We start from the raw sequence: 18,023 nt of genomic DNA, 5'->3' as shown, positions 1-18,023 counted from the left end.
TCCATACGGAGTATGGAGGTACTATAGCTACTCCGCCGCGGGCAGCTCGACCCAGAATCGGCACCCCTGCCCTGGTTGGCTTTCGACCCCCACTTGGCCGGCGAACGACTGTACCAGGTGTTTGACGATCGACAGTCCGAGGCCCGTGCTGCCGAGTTCGCGCGAGCGGGCTTTGTCGACGCGGTAAAAGCGTTCGAACACCCGCGAGACGTCGCTCCGCGGAATGCCCGGACCGTTGTCGGCGACTTCGATGCGCACGGTGTCCGCCTCGCGCCGCCAACTGACCACGACGCGGCCCCCCTCGGGCGTGTACTTCACCGCGTTGTCGATCAGGTTGTTGCAGATGGTTCGCAAGCCCTCTTCGTCGGCGCTCGCACGAAGCACTGGCTCGTCTCCCTCGATCTTCAACTCGATCGACTTCGCTTCGGCGTGCTGGGCGTAGTCGTCCATCGATCTGTGAATGACGGGGCCGACCTCGAGCGGGACGATTTCGAACGGTTGCTGGGCGGTCTCGATCCGCGCGAGGCTCAGCATGTCTTGGATCAGGGCGTTGAGTCGTGCCCCTTGTTCGGCGATGCGCTGCAGGAACTGGTCGCGGATTGTGTGGTCGTTCACCGCTCCGTCTTGCAACGTCTCGGTGTAGGCCATGATGCTGCTTAGCGGAGTCTTCAGTTCGTGCGATACGTTGGCGATGAACTCTTGGCGAATCGTTTCGAGCCGGCGGAGTTCGGTATTGTCGTGCAGCACAATCACCGCGCCGACATCCACCGATCGCGGCAGCGGCGTGATCTGCACCGCCAGCACCCGCGGGGCGTCGAGCTGCCAGGCCATTTCGATTCGCTTCGGTTTGCGAGTACGCAGCACCTCGGCGACCGCTTCTTGCAGCGTGTGCTCGCGGATCACTTCCAGCAGCGGCCGTTCGACGGCGCTGGGTGGCAGGAAACCAAACATCTTGCCCGCAGCCGTGTTGGCGAACAGCACCCGCTGCGTGCGATCGACCGCCACCACCCCTTCGGACATACCACCAAGCACCGCGGCTTGGCGTTCGTCGCGCTCGCGGAGCTGCGACAATCGTTCGCCCAGCTCGCCGCTGATCTGGTTGAGCGAGCGGGCCAAGTCGCCGACATCGTCGTCGCTCCGCACAGGCACCCGGTCGCCGTAGTCGCCCGATTCGATAGCCCGGGCCGCGCGGGTGAGTTCGGCGAGCGGCACCACCACGCTGCGTACCACCAGCGCCGCCGCCACTGCTGCCACGACCCACACCACCACGACCCACTGCACCAACTGACTGCTGAGATCGGGCGACTCACGCCAGGCATGCGCGAACACGGCCGTGGCAATGGTTGCCACAGTCACCAAGCCAAAGATAGCCAGGAACAGCCGGACGAACAGCCGCGAGCGAAGAATCATGCATCCATAATGCCCAGCCGAGCCCCAACTGCGAAGGGGGTAATTGTGAAGATTCAGCGGACATGGGCGGGAGTAGTGGGGCTTTCGAGAGACGTAGGCCGTATCAAGCTTGCGCCGATACGGCGCTTGCCGTGTCGACTATTTTTCTACCTCTCCATGGTGTGATCGATTGGCGTAGCGGTTTTCCTTTCTCACGCCAAGGCGCAGAGACGCGAAGCGATTAGCTCCAAAGGAGCGCGCTTTAATAGGCCAGGGCGCAGCCCTGGTTCGGGTAGGGAGTTTTAGTTGTTAGCTCTGAAAGAGCGCGCTACGGTAGCGCGTCCCTTCAGGACTAAGGTTGTCATTGGCAACGGGTTCCCAGGACTTCGTCCTGGGCGGTCGAAGCGCGCCACTTCGTGGCTACGGGATTAGAGGTGCGAGTGGTTGGGTATTCGCGATTGGGTCGAGCGTGAAGCGCCGTATCGGCGCGGAGCTTGATACGGCCTACGGCCAAATAAAAAAGTGACGGGATCCCGTCGGGCGGCTGGGTATTCGCTAGTTGCTTGCTCAGTTTCACTTGTGCCAGTCTGGGCAACTAGTTCCTACACAGCGGGCGCGCAGTTCGAGACAGCCTTACTTGAACTCGTAAGGTCCAAGGTGCTGATCGGCCAAACCACCCGTCTCGATACGTATCGCGTCCGGTTGGGTCCCCTCGACTAAGGTGGTCCGCTATCTCGAAGCACAACTGTCACTCCCCGTGCGCTTTCGCGTACGACGAACGGGGTGGATTGTAGCGGATGTACACTCACTTGTCAAGTGCTGATGTGTACGCGTGGACATTTTGTGGGAAATAGTTGGCGGGGCGGGGAATTGAGCGTTTGGGCCCCTATGTCATCCTGAGGGAGCCTAGGCGACTGAAGGATCTCGTTTGCCATTTTTTAGGCTGGGCACAGGGGCGAGATTCTTCGGGTCGTGCTACTCCCCTCAGAATGACATGCGCTTAAGGCTCCCTGCATGTTTGGGTTCGCTGTCGCCCCTCCGGGGCTTTTGATGCGCGTTGGCGCGCAGTCCTGTGGCTTGCGCCACAGGCTATGCGCTGTCGCCGCTCCGCGGCTGTGAAAAGGGGAATGCGCGAGCTCGTGCAAGTCGCGCAACTCACTGGGGGCTCGTGGAACTCGTCCCCAGGCACCCCCGGGCGATAGAGCACGGCGAGACCTCTTGTGCTGCGCACACGGACAATCGGCCGTGGTGAAACTGCGAGGTGACGGGGCGTGAGTCGGCCGAAAGTCCGTGCCACCCAATTTTCGATTGGGCCGCAGAGCGGCCATCCATGCATTCCCACGCGGAGCGTGGGAACGAGGAGAGAGGGGATGCTTACCCCACGCTATTCGCGGAAGGGGTTGCCTTCGGCGGGTTCGCTGGCGACGCGTTCGTCGGTGCCTAGCTTGCTGAACATGCCGGGGAAGTCGAGGTCGGCTTCGTGCGACAGCGGGGCGATGGGGCCGAGATCGGACGGTGGAGTTGCCGGCGCGGGCTCGTCGAAGTTGGGCAGAGAGTCGAGCTTCGTGGCGTCGCTGCTGTTTGGCAAAGGCTTGAGCGGCTGTGTCTTCAACGGCTCCGACTTCAGCGGCTCTGTGCTCAGCGGCGTTGTCTCTAAAGGTAGCGGCTCGGTGTTGTCCGGCGTCGCCTCGCTGTAGTCAGGCGTTCCGTCGGTCGAGATCACCGTCTCGTAACCCTTGTCGCTCGGGTGCTGGTCGTACACGCCGCGGCTGACGACCGGGGCGAGGGACGAGGCGTAGCTCATGCGGCGTTGGCGGCCGCGGCGGCGTTCGAGCGCGGCGGCGTCTTCGTACGCCTTCTCGGGCCAGGCGCCTTCGGCCAAGTACACACCGTCGTATTCGAGCAGCGTGCCCTTGCTGAAGTGGACGTTCTTAATCGCGATGGCGTACTCGGCAAGCGTGCGGTAGTGCCTCGACTGCGACTCAGCGACGCGACGCTGTGCGTCGAGCAGTAGATCGAGCGACGCTTTATCGGCTTCGAACGCAGCGGTGACGGCAGCCAGTTCTTCGCGGCTGGCTTGCAGACGGTTGAAACTGGTTTGCGACACGACGAACGAGCGATCGAGTTCGGCAATGCTATTCGCGGTGCCGTGAATCACTTCTTCTTGCTGGTCCTTGAGCAGCGCCCGCGAACGAGCCAGCTCGAGCTCGGCATTGCGTACCGCGGTGTGAGCGCGGCGGAAGCCGATTGGCACATCGAGTTCAACACCGACTTGCCACTCTTGGAAATCGCCCGACATGAGGTCGTCGTACGCGTTGTCGAAGCGTCCGTAGAGTCCACCATCGGTTTCGAGCAAGTCCTTGCCAAAGCCGCGGAAGCGGTAGCGGCCGACCGCGTCGAGGCGTGGCATGAGGTGGTTCTTGCTGGCGATCAACTCCAGCTCGCGGCGGCGAATGAGGAATCGTTGGCGACGCAGCTCGGCGCGGCGCTCCACCGACTCGAAGGCCACTTCATTCCAATCGAAGTGGACGGGTGCCAGGATTGGTTCGTCGGCCGGGCGAAGAAGTTCGCCATCGCTGGCCGGCATGTTGAGCAACCGACGCAGCCGACGTTCCGCGACTAGCACACCGCCAGTGCCACGGAACGTGCCCCCCAGGCTGCCGTTGCCCGTCCTGGTACCATCAAACAGGCGTCCGCCGAGCGAGTTTTGCACTTCCTCTTGGAAGCGATAGAACTGCTCGCGGGCCTGCGCCTCTTTCTCTGCCTCGCCGCCGCGTCGCCCTGCATCGTACAGAGCCCGAATGCGTCGCCAAGTGTCGAGCGCCGCATCGCGAGCCGCGATTTGTGCGTCGAGATCCCGATAGGCGTAGTACAAATCCCAATAAGCGTTTTCGATGTTGCTGACGTAATCGCGAACCGCCACTTCAAACGCGGCGAGTTCGACGTCCGTATCGAGTCGGGCGAGCACCACACCGTGATACACGCCGGGAGTCCGCGTGGGACCGGCGATGCGGTTGTACTGCAAGCCGGCACCCTGCATTAACGGTTGTCGGACTTCGCCTTCGACCTTGATGGTCCAGGCGCTGTCGAACAGGTTGCCCGGCGCGTTGTTGCCGTCGAACTCGACGATCTTCCGCGCGGCGAGCTCGGTACCGGTGACGGAGCGTTTGGAGATTTGCGACTGGAGCGCGCCGACGTGCTGCCCGAGTAGTCGAGTACCACCGCCGAAAAACTCGTTGTTGATCGCGCGGTCGTTCTTCTCGGAGAACAAGCTGCTGGTCCACTGGGCGTCGAAGGCGCTCAGGGCCGACTCGATACCGGTGACGGGATCGGTTTCGACGATGGCCGTATCGAATTTGGTGCGAGTGTTGTCCGGCGCGCGGACCACCGTGGCACCGACGTCGCGAAGCACGTCGTTGTTGGTGAAGGCAATCTGTACCGCCTCGGACAGTGCCATGTCGCGGTAATTGGCGGGTTCGTCGGTCGAGATGGTGCGCGGTGCGAGCGAATCGATGCCAGTGTCGCACTCGGCCATCGAGCAACCATTCATGGCCGGGTACTCGATCTCCGCGCTCACCAGTTCGTAGTGGTTGGCGCTGGGATCGTTATGGGCTTTGAACTCCGACAATTTATCTCCCCGGCAGCCCACCAGACTGGTGGCCAGCATCACAATCGCCAGGTAGATGCGGAGCGTGTTGTGCATGAAAAGTTGCGAACAGGTCGTCATGTCCTGCCACCCACCGGTAGTTCCACCGAAGTGGGTACCACAGGGCGACCGCACACGGCGCGGTCCTTGCGCCATGTGGTCGAGATCTGTCATCGGCCAACCGCGGGGTGCACATTCAGTACAACCGTTAAATTTTGCCAGAGGTGCTAGCCCGGTTTCCCAAAAGGTTGCAGGCCAAATCCAGCCGCTCTACCTATACTGGAGGTTATGCGCTCCGCTGCCAGCAACCCGTCCGACACGCCCCCAGCCGAAACCTCGGTGTGGGACGACTTGTCGTTGGTGCTCGACCAGCTCGACGAACTCGCGCGGCAATCGGTCTCGCCGGCCGAGTTTTACAGGCAATTGATCGCTCGTGTGGCCCCCGTGCTAGCGGCGACGCACGCGGCGGTATGGCTTCGCGAACCGGATGGCACGCTGCGCGTTGTCGCCCACACTTCGGGGTGGATGGAGTCGATCGCGGATCGAGGTGTCCACGAAGTGCTGGTGACCGCCGCGCTAGCAGCGAGCGATGTCGTCTCGCTGCCGCCGGGTCAGAGCTACGCCGGTGCCAGCAACACGTCGGCCGACTACTACTTGCTAGCTCCGGTGTCGCTCGCCGACTGGACACGGGGCGTGGCGAGCGGCGTGGCGCTCGTTGAGTTGACGCTGGCTGACGGGCGTGCTCCGTCGAGCTATCGCGGTGCGGCAGAACTTGTCGACGCGGTTCGGCAGCAAGCCGCCGAGTACCACGTCCGCCGGCAACTCGCCGAGATGGCCGGCGAGCGAGGGCAACACGACGCACTGCTCGCGCTAGTCGAGCAAGTCGGCGGTGGAACGGACCTGAAACAAACGGCGCAGCGGATCGCCAGCGAAGGTGCACGGGTTGGCCATTGCGATCGCATGAGCGTGCTGACGGCCACCACGCGCGGTGCGAGGCTGCTCGCCACAAGTGGCACCGATCGCGTCGAACGGCGCGGTCGCGCGGCGCGGTCGCTTGAGCAACTCGCCACGATGGCAGTGAAGCTTGACGAGCCGATTTACTACAGCGATTCGAGTGGCGACGACGCGGCGGACCTGCTGCCGCAAGTGGCGAGCGTGGTGAGTCATTACGTCGACGAGTTTCACGCCAGGTCGCTGGTGGTGATGCCACTTCCTGCGAATGAAAAGAACCGGCGGCGCTCGCGAGGAGTGCTAGTTGCCGAGCAGTTCTCCGGTGAGCGTGGCGCATTGGACCTGCCGTACTTGGGCGAGATGGCCCGCGCTGTTTCGCCAGCGATGACCAGCGCGATCACGTGGCACGAGTTGCCACTGAGTGGCGTGCTGCAGACGCTGGGCTGGGTTCGCATGCCGCGGACGATGTTCCGCAGTGCGGTGGCGAGCTTGGTGCTGGCGGGCGTGGTCGCGGCGCTACTGATGATTCGCACGCCGCTTGTGGTGGATGTTCGCGGCCAGTTAGTGCCGGTGGTGAAGCAAGACGTGTTCGCACCCCGCTCAGCGATTGTCGACCAGTTGTTGGTAGCCCACGCCGATGCCGTAGATGCGGGCGCGGTGCTGGTGGATCTGCGCGACCCGGAACTGGCGGTGGAGATCGAACGACTCCGCGGCGAAGAAACCAAGGTCCGCCGGCAGCTGGAATCGGTTCGCGCGACGCGAACTACGAGTGGTGCGACGACCGCCACGCCACTGGAGCGTTACAAACTGAGCGCCGAAGAAGAAGAACTGAAGACACAGCTCGACAACTTGGCTGCGGAGCTTGCGCTCTTGGAAACGCAAGCGAAGTCGCTCACCGTCACCAGCCCCATCGCCGGCACGGTGACCACGTGGCAAACCGACGAGCGGCTTGCTCCCGGCCGGCCGGTGGAGCGTGGGCAGGTGCTGGTGTCGGTGGCCGACACGGCGGGCGACTGGAAACTGGAGCTCGACCTGCCCGACGAGCGGCTTGACCAGCTTCGCGAAGCCGGCGGCGAACCTCTGAAGGTCGAGTACCGCATGGGTAGCGACGCCAGCCGAATGCACATGGCAACCGTTTCGCGAATCGCCGACCGCGTGGACGTGGTTACGGAACCAACTGGAGAAGAGATTCGCCGGGTGCGTGTGGAAGCGACGCCTGACGCGGCGCTGCCTGACGAACTTCGTGAAGCGGCACTTCGGCCTGGTGGGTCGGTGCGGGCGCGGATCGTCGTGGGCGAGCGGCCGCTGGGATACGTGTTGTTTCATGACCTGGGCCGCGCGGTTCGCAACTGGTGGGAGTTCTAATTCATGCGTGTTGGCCATTGCGTAACCATTATCGCGATTTGTCTTGCACTCGGCGGCATCGGCTCGGCCTCGGCAGCGGCCGAGTCGATCGTCGTCGAGTCGGCGGTGTTGCAACTTTTGGACGAAGCCGACTTGGCGGCGGGCGAGAGTGGGATTCTGGTCGAACTCAACGCGAGCGAAGGCCAGACCGTGAAAAAGGGCGACCTGATCGCCCGCATCGACGACACCGCGGCACTCATCGCCGAGAAGACATCGCGGGCCGAACTGGCGCTCGCCAAGGCTGAGGCGGAGAACGACGTGGCGATCCGTGCCGCCGAGACCGCCCAGCGGGTGGCGGAAGCGGAGCTCGCGCGGAGCGAAGAGTCGATCGCCGCGTTTCCGAAGAGCGTGTCGCAATCGCAGATCGATGTCGAACGATTGAGCGTCGACAAACTGAAGCTCGAAGTCGAAGCGGGCAAGCAAGAGCGGCGTCTCGCGCAGCTCGCACAGACGGTCGCCGAGCGGAAGCTCGAGGCCGCGCAGCTCGATATTCGCCGCCGAAGGATCATCGCGCCGATCGATGCCGTGGTGGTGGACGTCGACGCGAACGTCGGCGAGTGGGTCGAGCCGGGACAGAAGGTGGTTCGGCTGGTGAGCACCGAAAGGCTCAAAGCCGAGGGCTTCGTGACCTCTACACAAGCGGCGACAAATCTCGTTGGGCACAATGTTCGCGTGCAGCTAGAGGGTGGCGAAGCGGTGACCGGCCGGGTGGTGTTCGTGAGCCCGGAGATCGATCCGATCAATCGCCAAGTCCGACTGTGGGCCGAGCTCGATAACCGCGACGGCCGACTGCGGCCGGGGCAACCGGTGGTGATGACGATGGAGACGGAGAAGAACTAGCCACGAATGGACACGGATCGAACACGGATACAAACGGCGTAAGAGTTTTGGGAACACTAATCGACGCTAATCTTCGCCAATAGAAACAAGAGAGAAATTGCCCCCCGAAGGGGCTCAACATGTCAGCCCAGGGGAAGCGGAGGCGAGGTACGAGCCGGAGTGCCGCCCTGGGTTAAGGATGGTTCGGGCGACTCTCGATGGCCCCCGAATTCTTGCGAATCCGGCTACGAATTGCGAATCCGGCTACAAGTAAATCATGAACCCCATTCCTGCCACCAATGATGCACCGCTTCTGCTCACGCCGCGTGCGGACGTGATGGCGACGGCGGTTTGGGTGCCGGGGCGGGCGATGTGGGTGCTTAAGGATCCGATGACGCTCGAGCATCATGAGCTGGGCGAGATCGAGTACTTGTTGCTCACCGAACTTGGTGGGCGGACGTCGCTTCGCAAGTTGCAGCGGGCGCTCGCCGCGCGGTTCGCGCCGCGGACGTTCAACATTGTGGAGATACAGACTTACCTCGGCCGGCTCCATCAGGCGGGACTGGTCGTGGCTCGCGCGGTGGGGCAAGGCGAGGCGCTCGGCCAGCGGGCCGAGGAAACGCGGGCTCGCCGGCTGCGGTGGAGCTGGGCCGAACTCTTGGCCCTGAGGCTGCCGGGATTCGATCCTGATCGAATGCTCGATCATTTACTGCCACTCGCGCGGGTGCTGTTTCATCCGATGTCGCTTGTGGTGGCAGCGTGCGTGGTGCTTGGTGCGCTGGGGCTTGTCGTTTCGCATGGGGAGGAGTTCGTCGATCGCCTGCCCGCGCTCGACGTGCTGATGGCTCCGCAGAATTGGTTGCTGCTTGCATTGGTCGTTGCGGTGGTGAAGGTGCTGCACGAACTGGGGCACGCGATGGTCGCCAAGTACTTGGGGGCCGAGGTGCACGAGATGGGCGTGCTGCTTTTGGTGTTTGTGCCGACGCTGTACTGCGACGTGACCGACATTTGGAGCCTCGCGAGCAAGTGGCGGCGGATGGCGGTGTCGGCGGCCGGCATGGGAGTCGAGCTGGTACTCGCGAGCCTCGCCACGTTCGTGTGGTGGTTCAGCGAGCCGGGGCTGGTGAACCTGCTCGCGCTCAACACGATGATTGTCGCGTCGATTGGCACCGTGCTGGTGAACGCCAATCCGCTGATGCGCTACGACGGCTACTACCTGCTCGCCGATCTATGCGAAGTGCCCAACTTGTGGCAGCGCTCGCGCGATGCGGTGCGAAGCCGAGTGGCGAGGCTGTTCTTCCGCCCGCCACAGCGCGAAGTCGCGGAGCCGGCGTGGATGGCCGTGTATGGCGGGATGTCGACGATTTATATGACGCTGGTTCTGGTGGCGATTTTCTGGATGACACTCGTGGCGCTCGAACCGCTCGGTGCCGGCGTGATTGCCTATGCGATTGGCGGAGTGATGCTCGCGGGCGTGGTCGCGCGGCCGGCGCAGCAACTCACCACCACGCTCAAAAACCCGGTACGCCGCGGCGAGTTCCGCCCTGGCATGTCGCTCGGGGTGCTGCTGGTCGCGGGGCTCGCGCTCGCGGGCTTGTGGCGGCTACCCATTCCTGGGCACGTGGAGTGCGCGGCGCACGTCGCTCCTTCGCATGCCGTGCCGATTGTCACGACGATGGCGGGATCGCTTCGCACAGCATTGCCGGCGGGGACAATGGTCGAGCAAGGCGATGTGGTTGCGGAACTCGCGAGTCCGGAACTAGAGCTAGCCGCCGCGCGACTCGCCGGCGAAGTGCGACTGGCGAAGCAAACGGTCGAGAAGCTCGAAACCCTCCGTGCCCGCGATGCCGAGTCGAGTCGCGAACTGCCCGCCGCGCGGGCGACGCTCGCCGATGCCAAGCGGCGCGTCAAGGAACTCGATGCCGAACGCGAGCGATTGGTGCTTCGCGCTCCACGCTCTGGCGAGCTGTTGCCAACTGAGCGAAAACCGGCGGAGCGCGAGACGGTGACGCTTGCCACGTGGTCGGGGACACCGCTTGAAGAAGTAAATCGCGGGGCATGGCTCGAAACAGGGACGCCGGTTGCGATGGTAGCCGATCGCGAACGGCGTGAGATTGCGCTCGACATTGACGAGCGCGACATCGAACGCGTTGCGCCTGGGCAGCGCGTCCGCGTGCAACTCTCCGCCACCGGCAGCACGCCACTCGAAGGGACGATCCGCGAGATCGCTCGCGTCGGTCAGTCGAGCGAACGCAATTCGGGTCGCAACGACTCAAAGTGGCTACCCTCCCCGGCCGACATCACCACGCGTTACCAGGCGCTAGTGGACCTCGACGACTGCCCTGCAGAGCTACCGCTCGATAGCGGTGGGCGGGCGAAAATCGATGTCGGCCGCACGACGGTGGGCGAGTGGATCACGCGCGAGGTGCGGGAGACGTTTCGTCTGCCGTAGCGTTTCCATTCACGCGTAGCCGGACTCGCAAGAGTTCGGGTCTTCGTATCAGGCTGACGAATAGAACGCGGATTTGCGTGGATTTGGCAGGATGCACGCGGATCCGGTTTTGCTTTGGGACGACCGCCATTTCTGGCTGCCATCGACACAACTGAGTTTGCGAATCAGTAGGGTCTTCCCCGAACTCTTGCGAGTCCGGCTACAAGAGAGGACTACCACAGCCGGAAGTCGTAGCACGGGATGCAGTGGCGGCGCCATGGCGGGCAGCTTCCGGGGCGGTAGTTGCCTAGGGTGTAGACGCACTCACGCGGGCAGTTGACCGTCATCAGGTAAGGCAGCGCGGGTAGCGTGCCGAAGAAGTGGGCGGTCGAGACGAACGGCTGGGCAACCCAGTTGCACTGGTAGCCGTAGCGCTCGGCGTTGACTTCTTCGAAGTACAGCGGCTGATGCCAAGTGGCGGCCGCTTCCCAGTGGTAAACGAGCGAAGGCCAAGGCCTTGGCATGTTGCCGGCGAAGGGAACGTTGCTGACGATCTCTTGCGATTCGCTCTTGGGGAGTGCTCCCTGAGGCAGCGAGATGTTCACGCCCAATACGCCAATTGGCTTTTGGTAGGGCTGCGACCGGGGCGTGGCGACCTCCTCGGCGGCCGCGGGAACCCACGCCGTCTTCACGTCGCCCATTTTCACGGCGAGCGGGTTGGCGAGCAGCACGTTCTCGGTGGCGAAGGGGTCACACGTCAAAGGATCGCACGCGAAGGGGAAGAACACTTCGTCCTTACCCGCAGGTTGCGGCTTCTTCTCCGAAGAAATCGCGGGCGGCGCGATAACTTCCACAGCGGCGGCCGTCTGCTTCGCTTCGTTGTCGTGCAAGGGGCCGGGAATGGGGCCGCGGAATGGATTGTCGTTGCGGTCTTCGAGCGCGGCGTCGAGCTCTTTCGAGTCGACTCGTTTCGATTCCGACGGCGCAGCAGCCTTGGTTCGGACTTCCGTCGTGCGGAAGGGATTGGTGGCTTTGGGTTTGGCCTGGACCGCGCACGCGGCAACCGCGACGCAAAGGCACGCCAAGCCCCGGGCAAGTTTGTTCGACGCCAGCATGGTTCCCCCCACGTTCACGCAGGCCGAGTCGCTCGGCGAGCAGGCCGGATATACCGGTTATTCAGTCATCGGCCGACCGCGACGGGTTGCTGCAGCAATTGTCCGCGACGCGCCTGAGGCGGCGAAGCTCGGGTAGATCAGCGAAAGCAGATTGGTCAAGCGTTTTTCACGGGATTTTAGGGGTGTTTTGGCATGCCAAAAGTTTGACACTCTGGCCGGCGGCTCGTGATAATAGGACCTGGTACCAAACTCCCTCGAATCTACCCACCTTGCCAAGCGTGCCCCGGTGGCCCGCCCCCGCTGTCTGGACTGGAACGCGCCCCCGATGAGTCGCAACCGCTGGCCTGAACGACCACCGCACTCGTCGCGATCGGGGAAACCTCGCTCGGCCGAGGAGCTCGCGCTTCGGCATTTAGAGCGCCGCCGCGTACTCAATGGCACCGTGCCGACGATTCTCATTGCTCCCACCCCCGCGTCTGAGGGCGACACGGTCACTGTGTCGACCGACGCCGCACCGGGTGGCGGGACGCAACTCGACTGGAGCGTCTCCGTCGATTCGGTGGTCATCGCCACCAGCAACCAGCAGCTGTTCGAGTTCACCCCCCCCGACGATGGCAACTACACCATCGACTTGGTGGTTACCGATCCGATGGGCCAGAGCATGGCCACGCGAGAGATCGGTGTGAACAACGTTGCGCCCACGCTCACCGTGGTTGGCGATCAGACCACCCAGGAAGGCGCGCCGCTGGTGATCGAGAACCTCGGCATGATCTCCGACCCGGGGTTCAACAACCCCGACGCCGGGACGACCGAGACCTTCACCTACCACATCAACTGGGGCGACGGAAAGGTAAGCGCCGGCAACGCCACCATCGATCAGCTGGGCGGTCCTGGTGTGCCGACGCTCGCCTCGTTCGACGCCACGCACTACTACGCCGACAATGGCATCTACACGGTCGAGGTGACCGTGGGCGATGGCGATGGCGGCACCGCGATGGGGACCTTCAAGGTCACGGTCGGCAACGTCGATCCTTCGCTCAACGTGGTGGGCAACCAGCAGGTGCTCGAAGGCGCGCCGCTTACGATCGAGAACCTCGGCACGATCATGGACCCCGGATTCGCCAATCCGACCAAGGGGACCACCGAAACGTTCAGCTACTCCATCGACTGGGGCGACGGTTCGCCTGCCGTCACTGGCCCCGCGACCATGGACCAGATTGGCTTCGCTGGCTCGCCCACCATGGCGTCGTTCGATGGGTCGCACAACTACGCCAACGCCGGCAACTACACCGTGACCGTCAAGGTGACGGACGACGACGGTGGCATGGCGACCAAGACGTTTGAAGTCGAAGTGCTCAGCGCCGCCCCCACGCTCACCGTGGCCGGCGATCAAGCCACGACGGAAGGGACTCTGCTTACGATCGAGAACATCGGCTCGGTCAGCGATCCCAGCTTCACCCCCGCGACCGACGAGATCACCTACACCATCGATTGGGGCGATGGCAGCACCGCCGACGCGGGCACGGCGACCATCGACCAGCTAGGCGGCATCGGCATGCCGACACTCGCGTCGTTCGATGGTGCCCACACCTACGCCGACGATGGCATCTACACGGTGACCATCACGATCAACGATGGCGATGGCAACTCGGCCCAAGACACCTTGTCGGTCACGGTGGGCAACATCGCCCCCACGCTCACCGTGCCGAGCGACCAAGCGGTGCTCGAAGGGACGCCCCTGGTCCTATCGAACATCGGCCAAATCAGCGACCCCGGCTACTCGAACATCAACCCGCCCTCGACCGAGACGTTTACCTACTCGATCAACTGGGGTGACGGGACGGCCGCGGACACGGGGAACGCCACCATTGATCAAGTTGGCAGTGAAGGCGTGCCGACGCTCGCGTCGTTCGACGGATCACACACCTTCGCCGACGATGGCGTTTATACGGTGACCGTCACGGTCACTGACGACAATGGTGGCGTCGCTTCGCAAAGCTTCACCGTCACGGTGGGTAACGTCGCCCCGACGCTGACCGTCTCGCCCAACCAGAACGTCAACGAGGGTTCGCTCCTCACGCTCACGAACATCGGGCAGATCAGCGATCCTGGTTATTCGAACATCGATCCGCCTTCCAGCGAGACGTTTACCTATTCCATTAATTGGGGAGATGGCACCGCCGCGGATACCGGCAATGCCACCATTGATCAAGTCGGTTCCGAAGGCGTGCCGACGCTCGCGTCGTTCGATGGAGCTCACACCTTCGCCGACGATGGCGTTTACACGGTGACCGTCACGGTCACTGACGACAATGGTGGCGTCGCTTCGCAAAGCTTCACCGTCACGGTGGGCAACGTCGCGCCGACGTTAACGGTGTCTCCCAACCAGAACGTCAACGAAGGCTCGCTGCTAATCCTGACCAACATCGGTCAGATTAGCGACCCCGGTTACTCGAACATCGACCCGCCTTCGACTGAGACCTTCACTTACTCCATCAACTGGGGCGATGGCACGGCCACGGATACCGGTAACGCCACGATCGATCAAGTCGGTTCCGAAGGTGTGCCGACGCTCGCCTCCTTCGATGGGGCTCACACCTTCGCCGATGACGGTGTCTACACCGTGACCGTCACGGTCACCGACGACAACGGCGGTGTCGCAAGCCAGAGCTTCACGGTGACTGTAGGCAACGTCGCGCCAACGCTCACCGTCTCCCCGAATCAGACGGTCAACGAAGGCTCGCTGCTCACCCTGACCAATATTGGCCAGATTAGCGATCCCGGCTACTCGAATATCGACCCGCCTTCGAGTGAGACGTTTACCTATTCCATTAATTGGGGAGATGGAACGGCCGCGGATAGTGGGAACGCCACCATCGACCAGCTTGGCTCGGAAGGCGTGCCGACATTGGCGTCGTTCGACGGCTCGCACACCTTCGCCGACGATGGCGTTTACACGGTGACGGTCACTGTCACTGATGATAACGGCGGTGTCGCAAGCCAGAGCTTCACGGTCACCGTTGGCAACGTCGCGCCCACGCTGACCGTTTCGCCCAACCAGAACGTCAACGAAGGCACGCTCCTCACCCTGACCAACATCGGGCAGATCAGCGATCCTGGTTATTCGAACATCGATCCGCCGTCGAGCGAGACATTTACCTACTCCATCAATTGGGGTGATGGAACGGCCGCGGATACCGGGAACGCCACGATCGACCAAGTTGGCTCGGAAGGCGTGCCGACGCTCGCGTCGTTCGACGGTGCTCATACCTTCGCCGATGACGGCGTTTACACGGTTACGGTCACTGTCACCGATGATAACGGCGGTGTCGCAAGCCAGAGCTTCACGGTCACCGTGGGCAACGTCGCACCGACGCTCACCGTCTCGCCGAATCAAAACGTCAACGAGGGCTCGCTCCTCACGCTCACAAACATCGGGCAGATCAGCGACCCCGGTTATTCGAACATCGATCCGCCTTCGAGCGAGACGTTTACCTACTCCATCAATTGGGGCGATGGCACGGCCGCGGATACTGGGAACGCCACGATCGACCAAATTGGCTCCGAAGGTGTGCCGACACTGGCGTCGTTCGATGGCTCGCATACGTTTGCCGACGATGGCGTTTACACGGTGACCGTCACGGTCACTGACGACGATGGCGGTGTGGCATCGCAGAGCTTCACCGTCACTATCGGCAACGTCGCGCCCACGCTCACCGTCTCGCCAAACCAGACGGTGAACGAGGGCTCACTCCTCACCCTGATTAACATTGGCCAGATTAGCGACCCCGGTTACTCGAACATCGACCCGCCTTCGAGCGAGACGTTCACCTATTCCATCAATTGGGGTGATGGGACCGCGGTCGACACCGGGAACGCCACGATTGATCAGCTTGGTAGCGAAGGCTTGCCGACGCTCGCTTCCTTCGATGGGGCTCACACGTTTGCGGACGATGGCGTTTACACGGTGACTGTTACGGTGACCGACGACGATGGTGGCACGGCGACGCAAACATTCCAGGTGTCGGTCGCGAATGTTGCGCCGACTTTGAACGTCTCGCCGAATCAGACGGTGAACGAAGGTTCGCTGCTCACACTGCCGAGCATCGGGCAGATCAGCGATCCTGGTTACAACAACAATGCCCTCGGCTCGCAGGAGACGTTTACTTACACCGTCAATTGGGGCGACGATCCCTTTGTGGTGTTGACGCCGCAGTCGGCGACCGTCGATCAGATTGGTAGCGAGGGCGTGGCGACGATGGCGTCGTTCGATGCCTCGCACACCTACGCCGACAATGGCACGTACACCGTCACTGTCACCGTGATGGACGACGACGGTGGTGTAGCGGTCCAGACCTTTACGGTCACCGTGAACAACGTCGCGCCGCAGCTTACCGGTGTCGACACCCCGCACGTGCTCGACGAGGGCCAGCAGTTCTCGCTTGCGGACCTTGGCGTAGGACTCAGCGATCCCGGCTTCGATGGCGTGGTCGACAGCGTCACCGACCCGTCGAGTCCCGCCCCGATTTCGACAGAGACCTTCACCGCGGCCTCGATCAACTGGGGCGATGGCACGACCACCACGCCCGTCTCGGTGGTGAATCGCGTGAGTGGTTCGCCCGGCTTGACGACCAAGGCCGGTTTCGACCACGCCGATCATGCCTACGCCGACAATGGCACGTACACCGTCACCGTCGAGTTCGCCGACGACGATGGCGGCATGGTCTCGCAAACCTTCACCATCGTGGTTAACAACGTCGCGCCGACATTGACGCTCACGGGCGAGTCGTTCGTCATCAACGAGGGCGATACGCTCAACATCCCGAACCTCGGCACCTTCACCGATCCGGGCTACAACAATCCGAATCGTCCTAGCGGTGCATCGAACGAGACCTTCAGCTACTCGATCAACTGGGGCGATGGCACCCCGGTTGAGACCAACGTGCTGCCCGCGTCGCTGGTCAATGGCGGGCAAGGTGTGCTGACCGCGGGTTCGCTCGCCGATAGCCACACGTACACCGATAACGACATCGACAACACCTACACCATCACCGTCACCTTGATGGACGACGATGGTGGCACGCATGTCCAATCGTTCGAGATCACCGTGATGAACGTCGCCCCGACGCTGCACGGCATCGCTGCGATCGACATCACGTCGGGCGGAACCACGACATTGACGCTGACGTTCAGCGATCCAGGTGCCGACTCCTTTGAGATCCTCGTGGCTTGGGGCGAAAACCAGCACCTACCACTCGCCGAGCGGTGGGTGGTCGAACAAGTTTACGCCGGGCCTACGCCGGGGACCTTCGTGCTGCAACACAAGTACGATGGCCCGCCGAACCCCAACGACATCTCGGGCGACGTGCCGATCTCGGTGGTGATCCGCGACGACGATTTCCACAACCCGCAAACGCTCGCCGTGGGCGAGAGCAACATCATGACGGTGGCCGTCGGTCAGCCCGGCACCGACGACGCCAAGTTCGCGATCGACACTTCGGCAGACATTCCGACCGTGGAGTTTCCAGCGCTTGTCGAAGCCGTGGCGACGTTCGATTACACGTCGGGCAACGTGCAGCTCGCGCAGACCAACAACATCGAATCAGGCGGCGGCGACGTATCGAGCAGCAGCGAGCGGTTCTTCCGCTTGCACGTGGTGCTGCCGGACGGCCGGATGCTCGAAGGCATTCGCCTGCCGGACGGCGCGATGGACGACCTGAGCAAACTGTTCGCTCGCCTGCCGGACAATCATTACCGCATCTACATGGTGCGGAGCGACAACCAGTCGGAGCGGCTGGTGCTGGACGTGGTGGTTCGCGATCATCGCCCGATCGACCCCTCGGACGCGTCGGACGGCACGCGGGATCGCCCCCCCACCGAGCAGGGTCCCAAAGAGAATCAAAACCCGGCGGCTCCCGATGCCCCGGCGGGCGAACTGCCGCCGTTGGAAGAAGGGGAGCTGGGCGAACCCGCCGAGCCAGCGGACGATCTGTTTGACGACCAATCGTCGGTACTGCCCAGCGAGGGTGAACCCACTCCGGGATCGCCAATCACCAAAACTGCCCGTCGCGTCGCGGCGGCGTCGGCCGTGGCGGCGGCGGCGCTGGTTTTGGACCCCAAAACCGACTGGGCCGTCCGGCTCGACCGGGCGTTCGCCCAGGCCGACACCCGACATTGGCAGCGGCTGCGACGACGGCGGCCCCGTTAATTGGACAAATCCGGATTGAACAAATCTTGATTACACTAAGGTAGGCGTTTGGGGGGACGC

At 62.9% G+C, this 18,023-nt stretch carries 7 protein-coding genes; 4 read left to right on the top strand and 3 right to left on the bottom strand.

Features of this window, described 5'->3' with window-relative positions; all coding sequences use genetic code 11:
• Positions 1-27 precede the first annotated feature (27 nt).
• Positions 28-1,410: a HAMP domain-containing sensor histidine kinase gene (locus SH292x_RS03100; protein WP_442484120.1), complete on the bottom strand. Its 1,383-nt coding sequence runs from the start codon at positions 1,408-1,410 to the stop codon at positions 28-30.
• 1,363 nt (positions 1,411-2,773) lie between these two features.
• Entirely contained in the window at positions 2,774-5,209 is a 2,436-nt protein-coding gene (locus SH292x_RS03095) for a TolC family protein (RefSeq protein ID WP_442484119.1), read from the bottom strand.
• Positions 5,210-5,323: 114 nt separating this feature from the next.
• Between SH292x_RS03095 and SH292x_RS03090 the strand changes: the two genes are divergently transcribed.
• The 3 genes from SH292x_RS03090 to SH292x_RS03080 all read left to right on the top strand — a co-directional run bounded on the left by SH292x_RS03090 (position 5,324) and on the right by SH292x_RS03080 (position 10,661).
• The gene (locus SH292x_RS03090; RefSeq protein ID WP_442484118.1) at positions 5,324-7,351 is read left to right on the top strand and encodes an efflux RND transporter periplasmic adaptor subunit; all 2,028 of its coding nucleotides are present in this window, start codon (positions 5,324-5,326) and stop codon (positions 7,349-7,351) included.
• A gap of 3 nt (positions 7,352-7,354) precedes the next feature.
• The gene (locus SH292x_RS03085; protein WP_442484117.1) at positions 7,355-8,230 is read left to right on the top strand and encodes an efflux RND transporter periplasmic adaptor subunit; all 876 of its coding nucleotides are present in this window, start codon (positions 7,355-7,357) and stop codon (positions 8,228-8,230) included.
• 256 nt (positions 8,231-8,486) lie between these two features.
• Entirely contained in the window at positions 8,487-10,661 is a 2,175-nt protein-coding gene (locus SH292x_RS03080) for an efflux RND transporter periplasmic adaptor subunit (protein ID WP_442484116.1), read from the top strand.
• A 212-nt stretch (positions 10,662-10,873) separates the two neighbouring features.
• Here the strand turns inward: SH292x_RS03080 and SH292x_RS03075 are convergent, their stop codons facing one another.
• A complete protein-coding gene (locus SH292x_RS03075; RefSeq protein WP_442484115.1) occupies positions 10,874-11,755 on the bottom strand; it encodes a hypothetical protein in 882 nt (293 codons plus the stop codon).
• A 325-nt stretch (positions 11,756-12,080) separates the two neighbouring features.
• On the opposite strand from SH292x_RS03075, the gene SH292x_RS03070 reads away from it, so the two are divergent.
• A complete protein-coding gene (locus SH292x_RS03070) occupies positions 12,081-17,963 on the top strand; it encodes a PKD domain-containing protein (protein ID WP_442484114.1) in 5,883 nt (1,960 codons plus the stop codon).
• Positions 17,964-18,023: the final 60 nt, after the last annotated feature.

It is taken from the genome of Aeoliella fuhlenseeensis, assembly GCF_052161615.1.
Lineage (GTDB): Bacteria > Planctomycetota > Planctomycetia > Pirellulales > Lacipirellulaceae > Aeoliella.
The sequence above is the reverse complement of the archived record's forward strand: the minus strand, read 5'-3'. Positions and strand labels throughout refer to the sequence as shown.

Bases quoted from the DNA above. Each gene is read 5' to 3' on its own strand.
- SH292x_RS03100 (WP_442484120.1), bottom strand. From the start codon at position 1,410: ATGATTCTTCGCTCGCGGCTGTTCGTCCGGCTGTTCCTGGCTATCTTT.
- SH292x_RS03095 (WP_442484119.1), bottom strand. From the start codon at position 5,209: ATGACAGATCTCGACCACATGGCGCAAGGACCGCGCCGTGTGCGGTCG.
- SH292x_RS03090 (WP_442484118.1), top strand. From the start codon at position 5,324: ATGCGCTCCGCTGCCAGCAACCCGTCCGACACGCCCCCAGCCGAAACC.
- SH292x_RS03085 (WP_442484117.1), top strand. From the start codon at position 7,355: ATGCGTGTTGGCCATTGCGTAACCATTATCGCGATTTGTCTTGCACTC.
- SH292x_RS03080 (WP_442484116.1), top strand. From the start codon at position 8,487: ATGAACCCCATTCCTGCCACCAATGATGCACCGCTTCTGCTCACGCCG.
- SH292x_RS03075 (WP_442484115.1), bottom strand. From the start codon at position 11,755: ATGCTGGCGTCGAACAAACTTGCCCGGGGCTTGGCGTGCCTTTGCGTC.
- SH292x_RS03070 (WP_442484114.1), top strand. From the start codon at position 12,081: ATGAGTCGCAACCGCTGGCCTGAACGACCACCGCACTCGTCGCGATCG.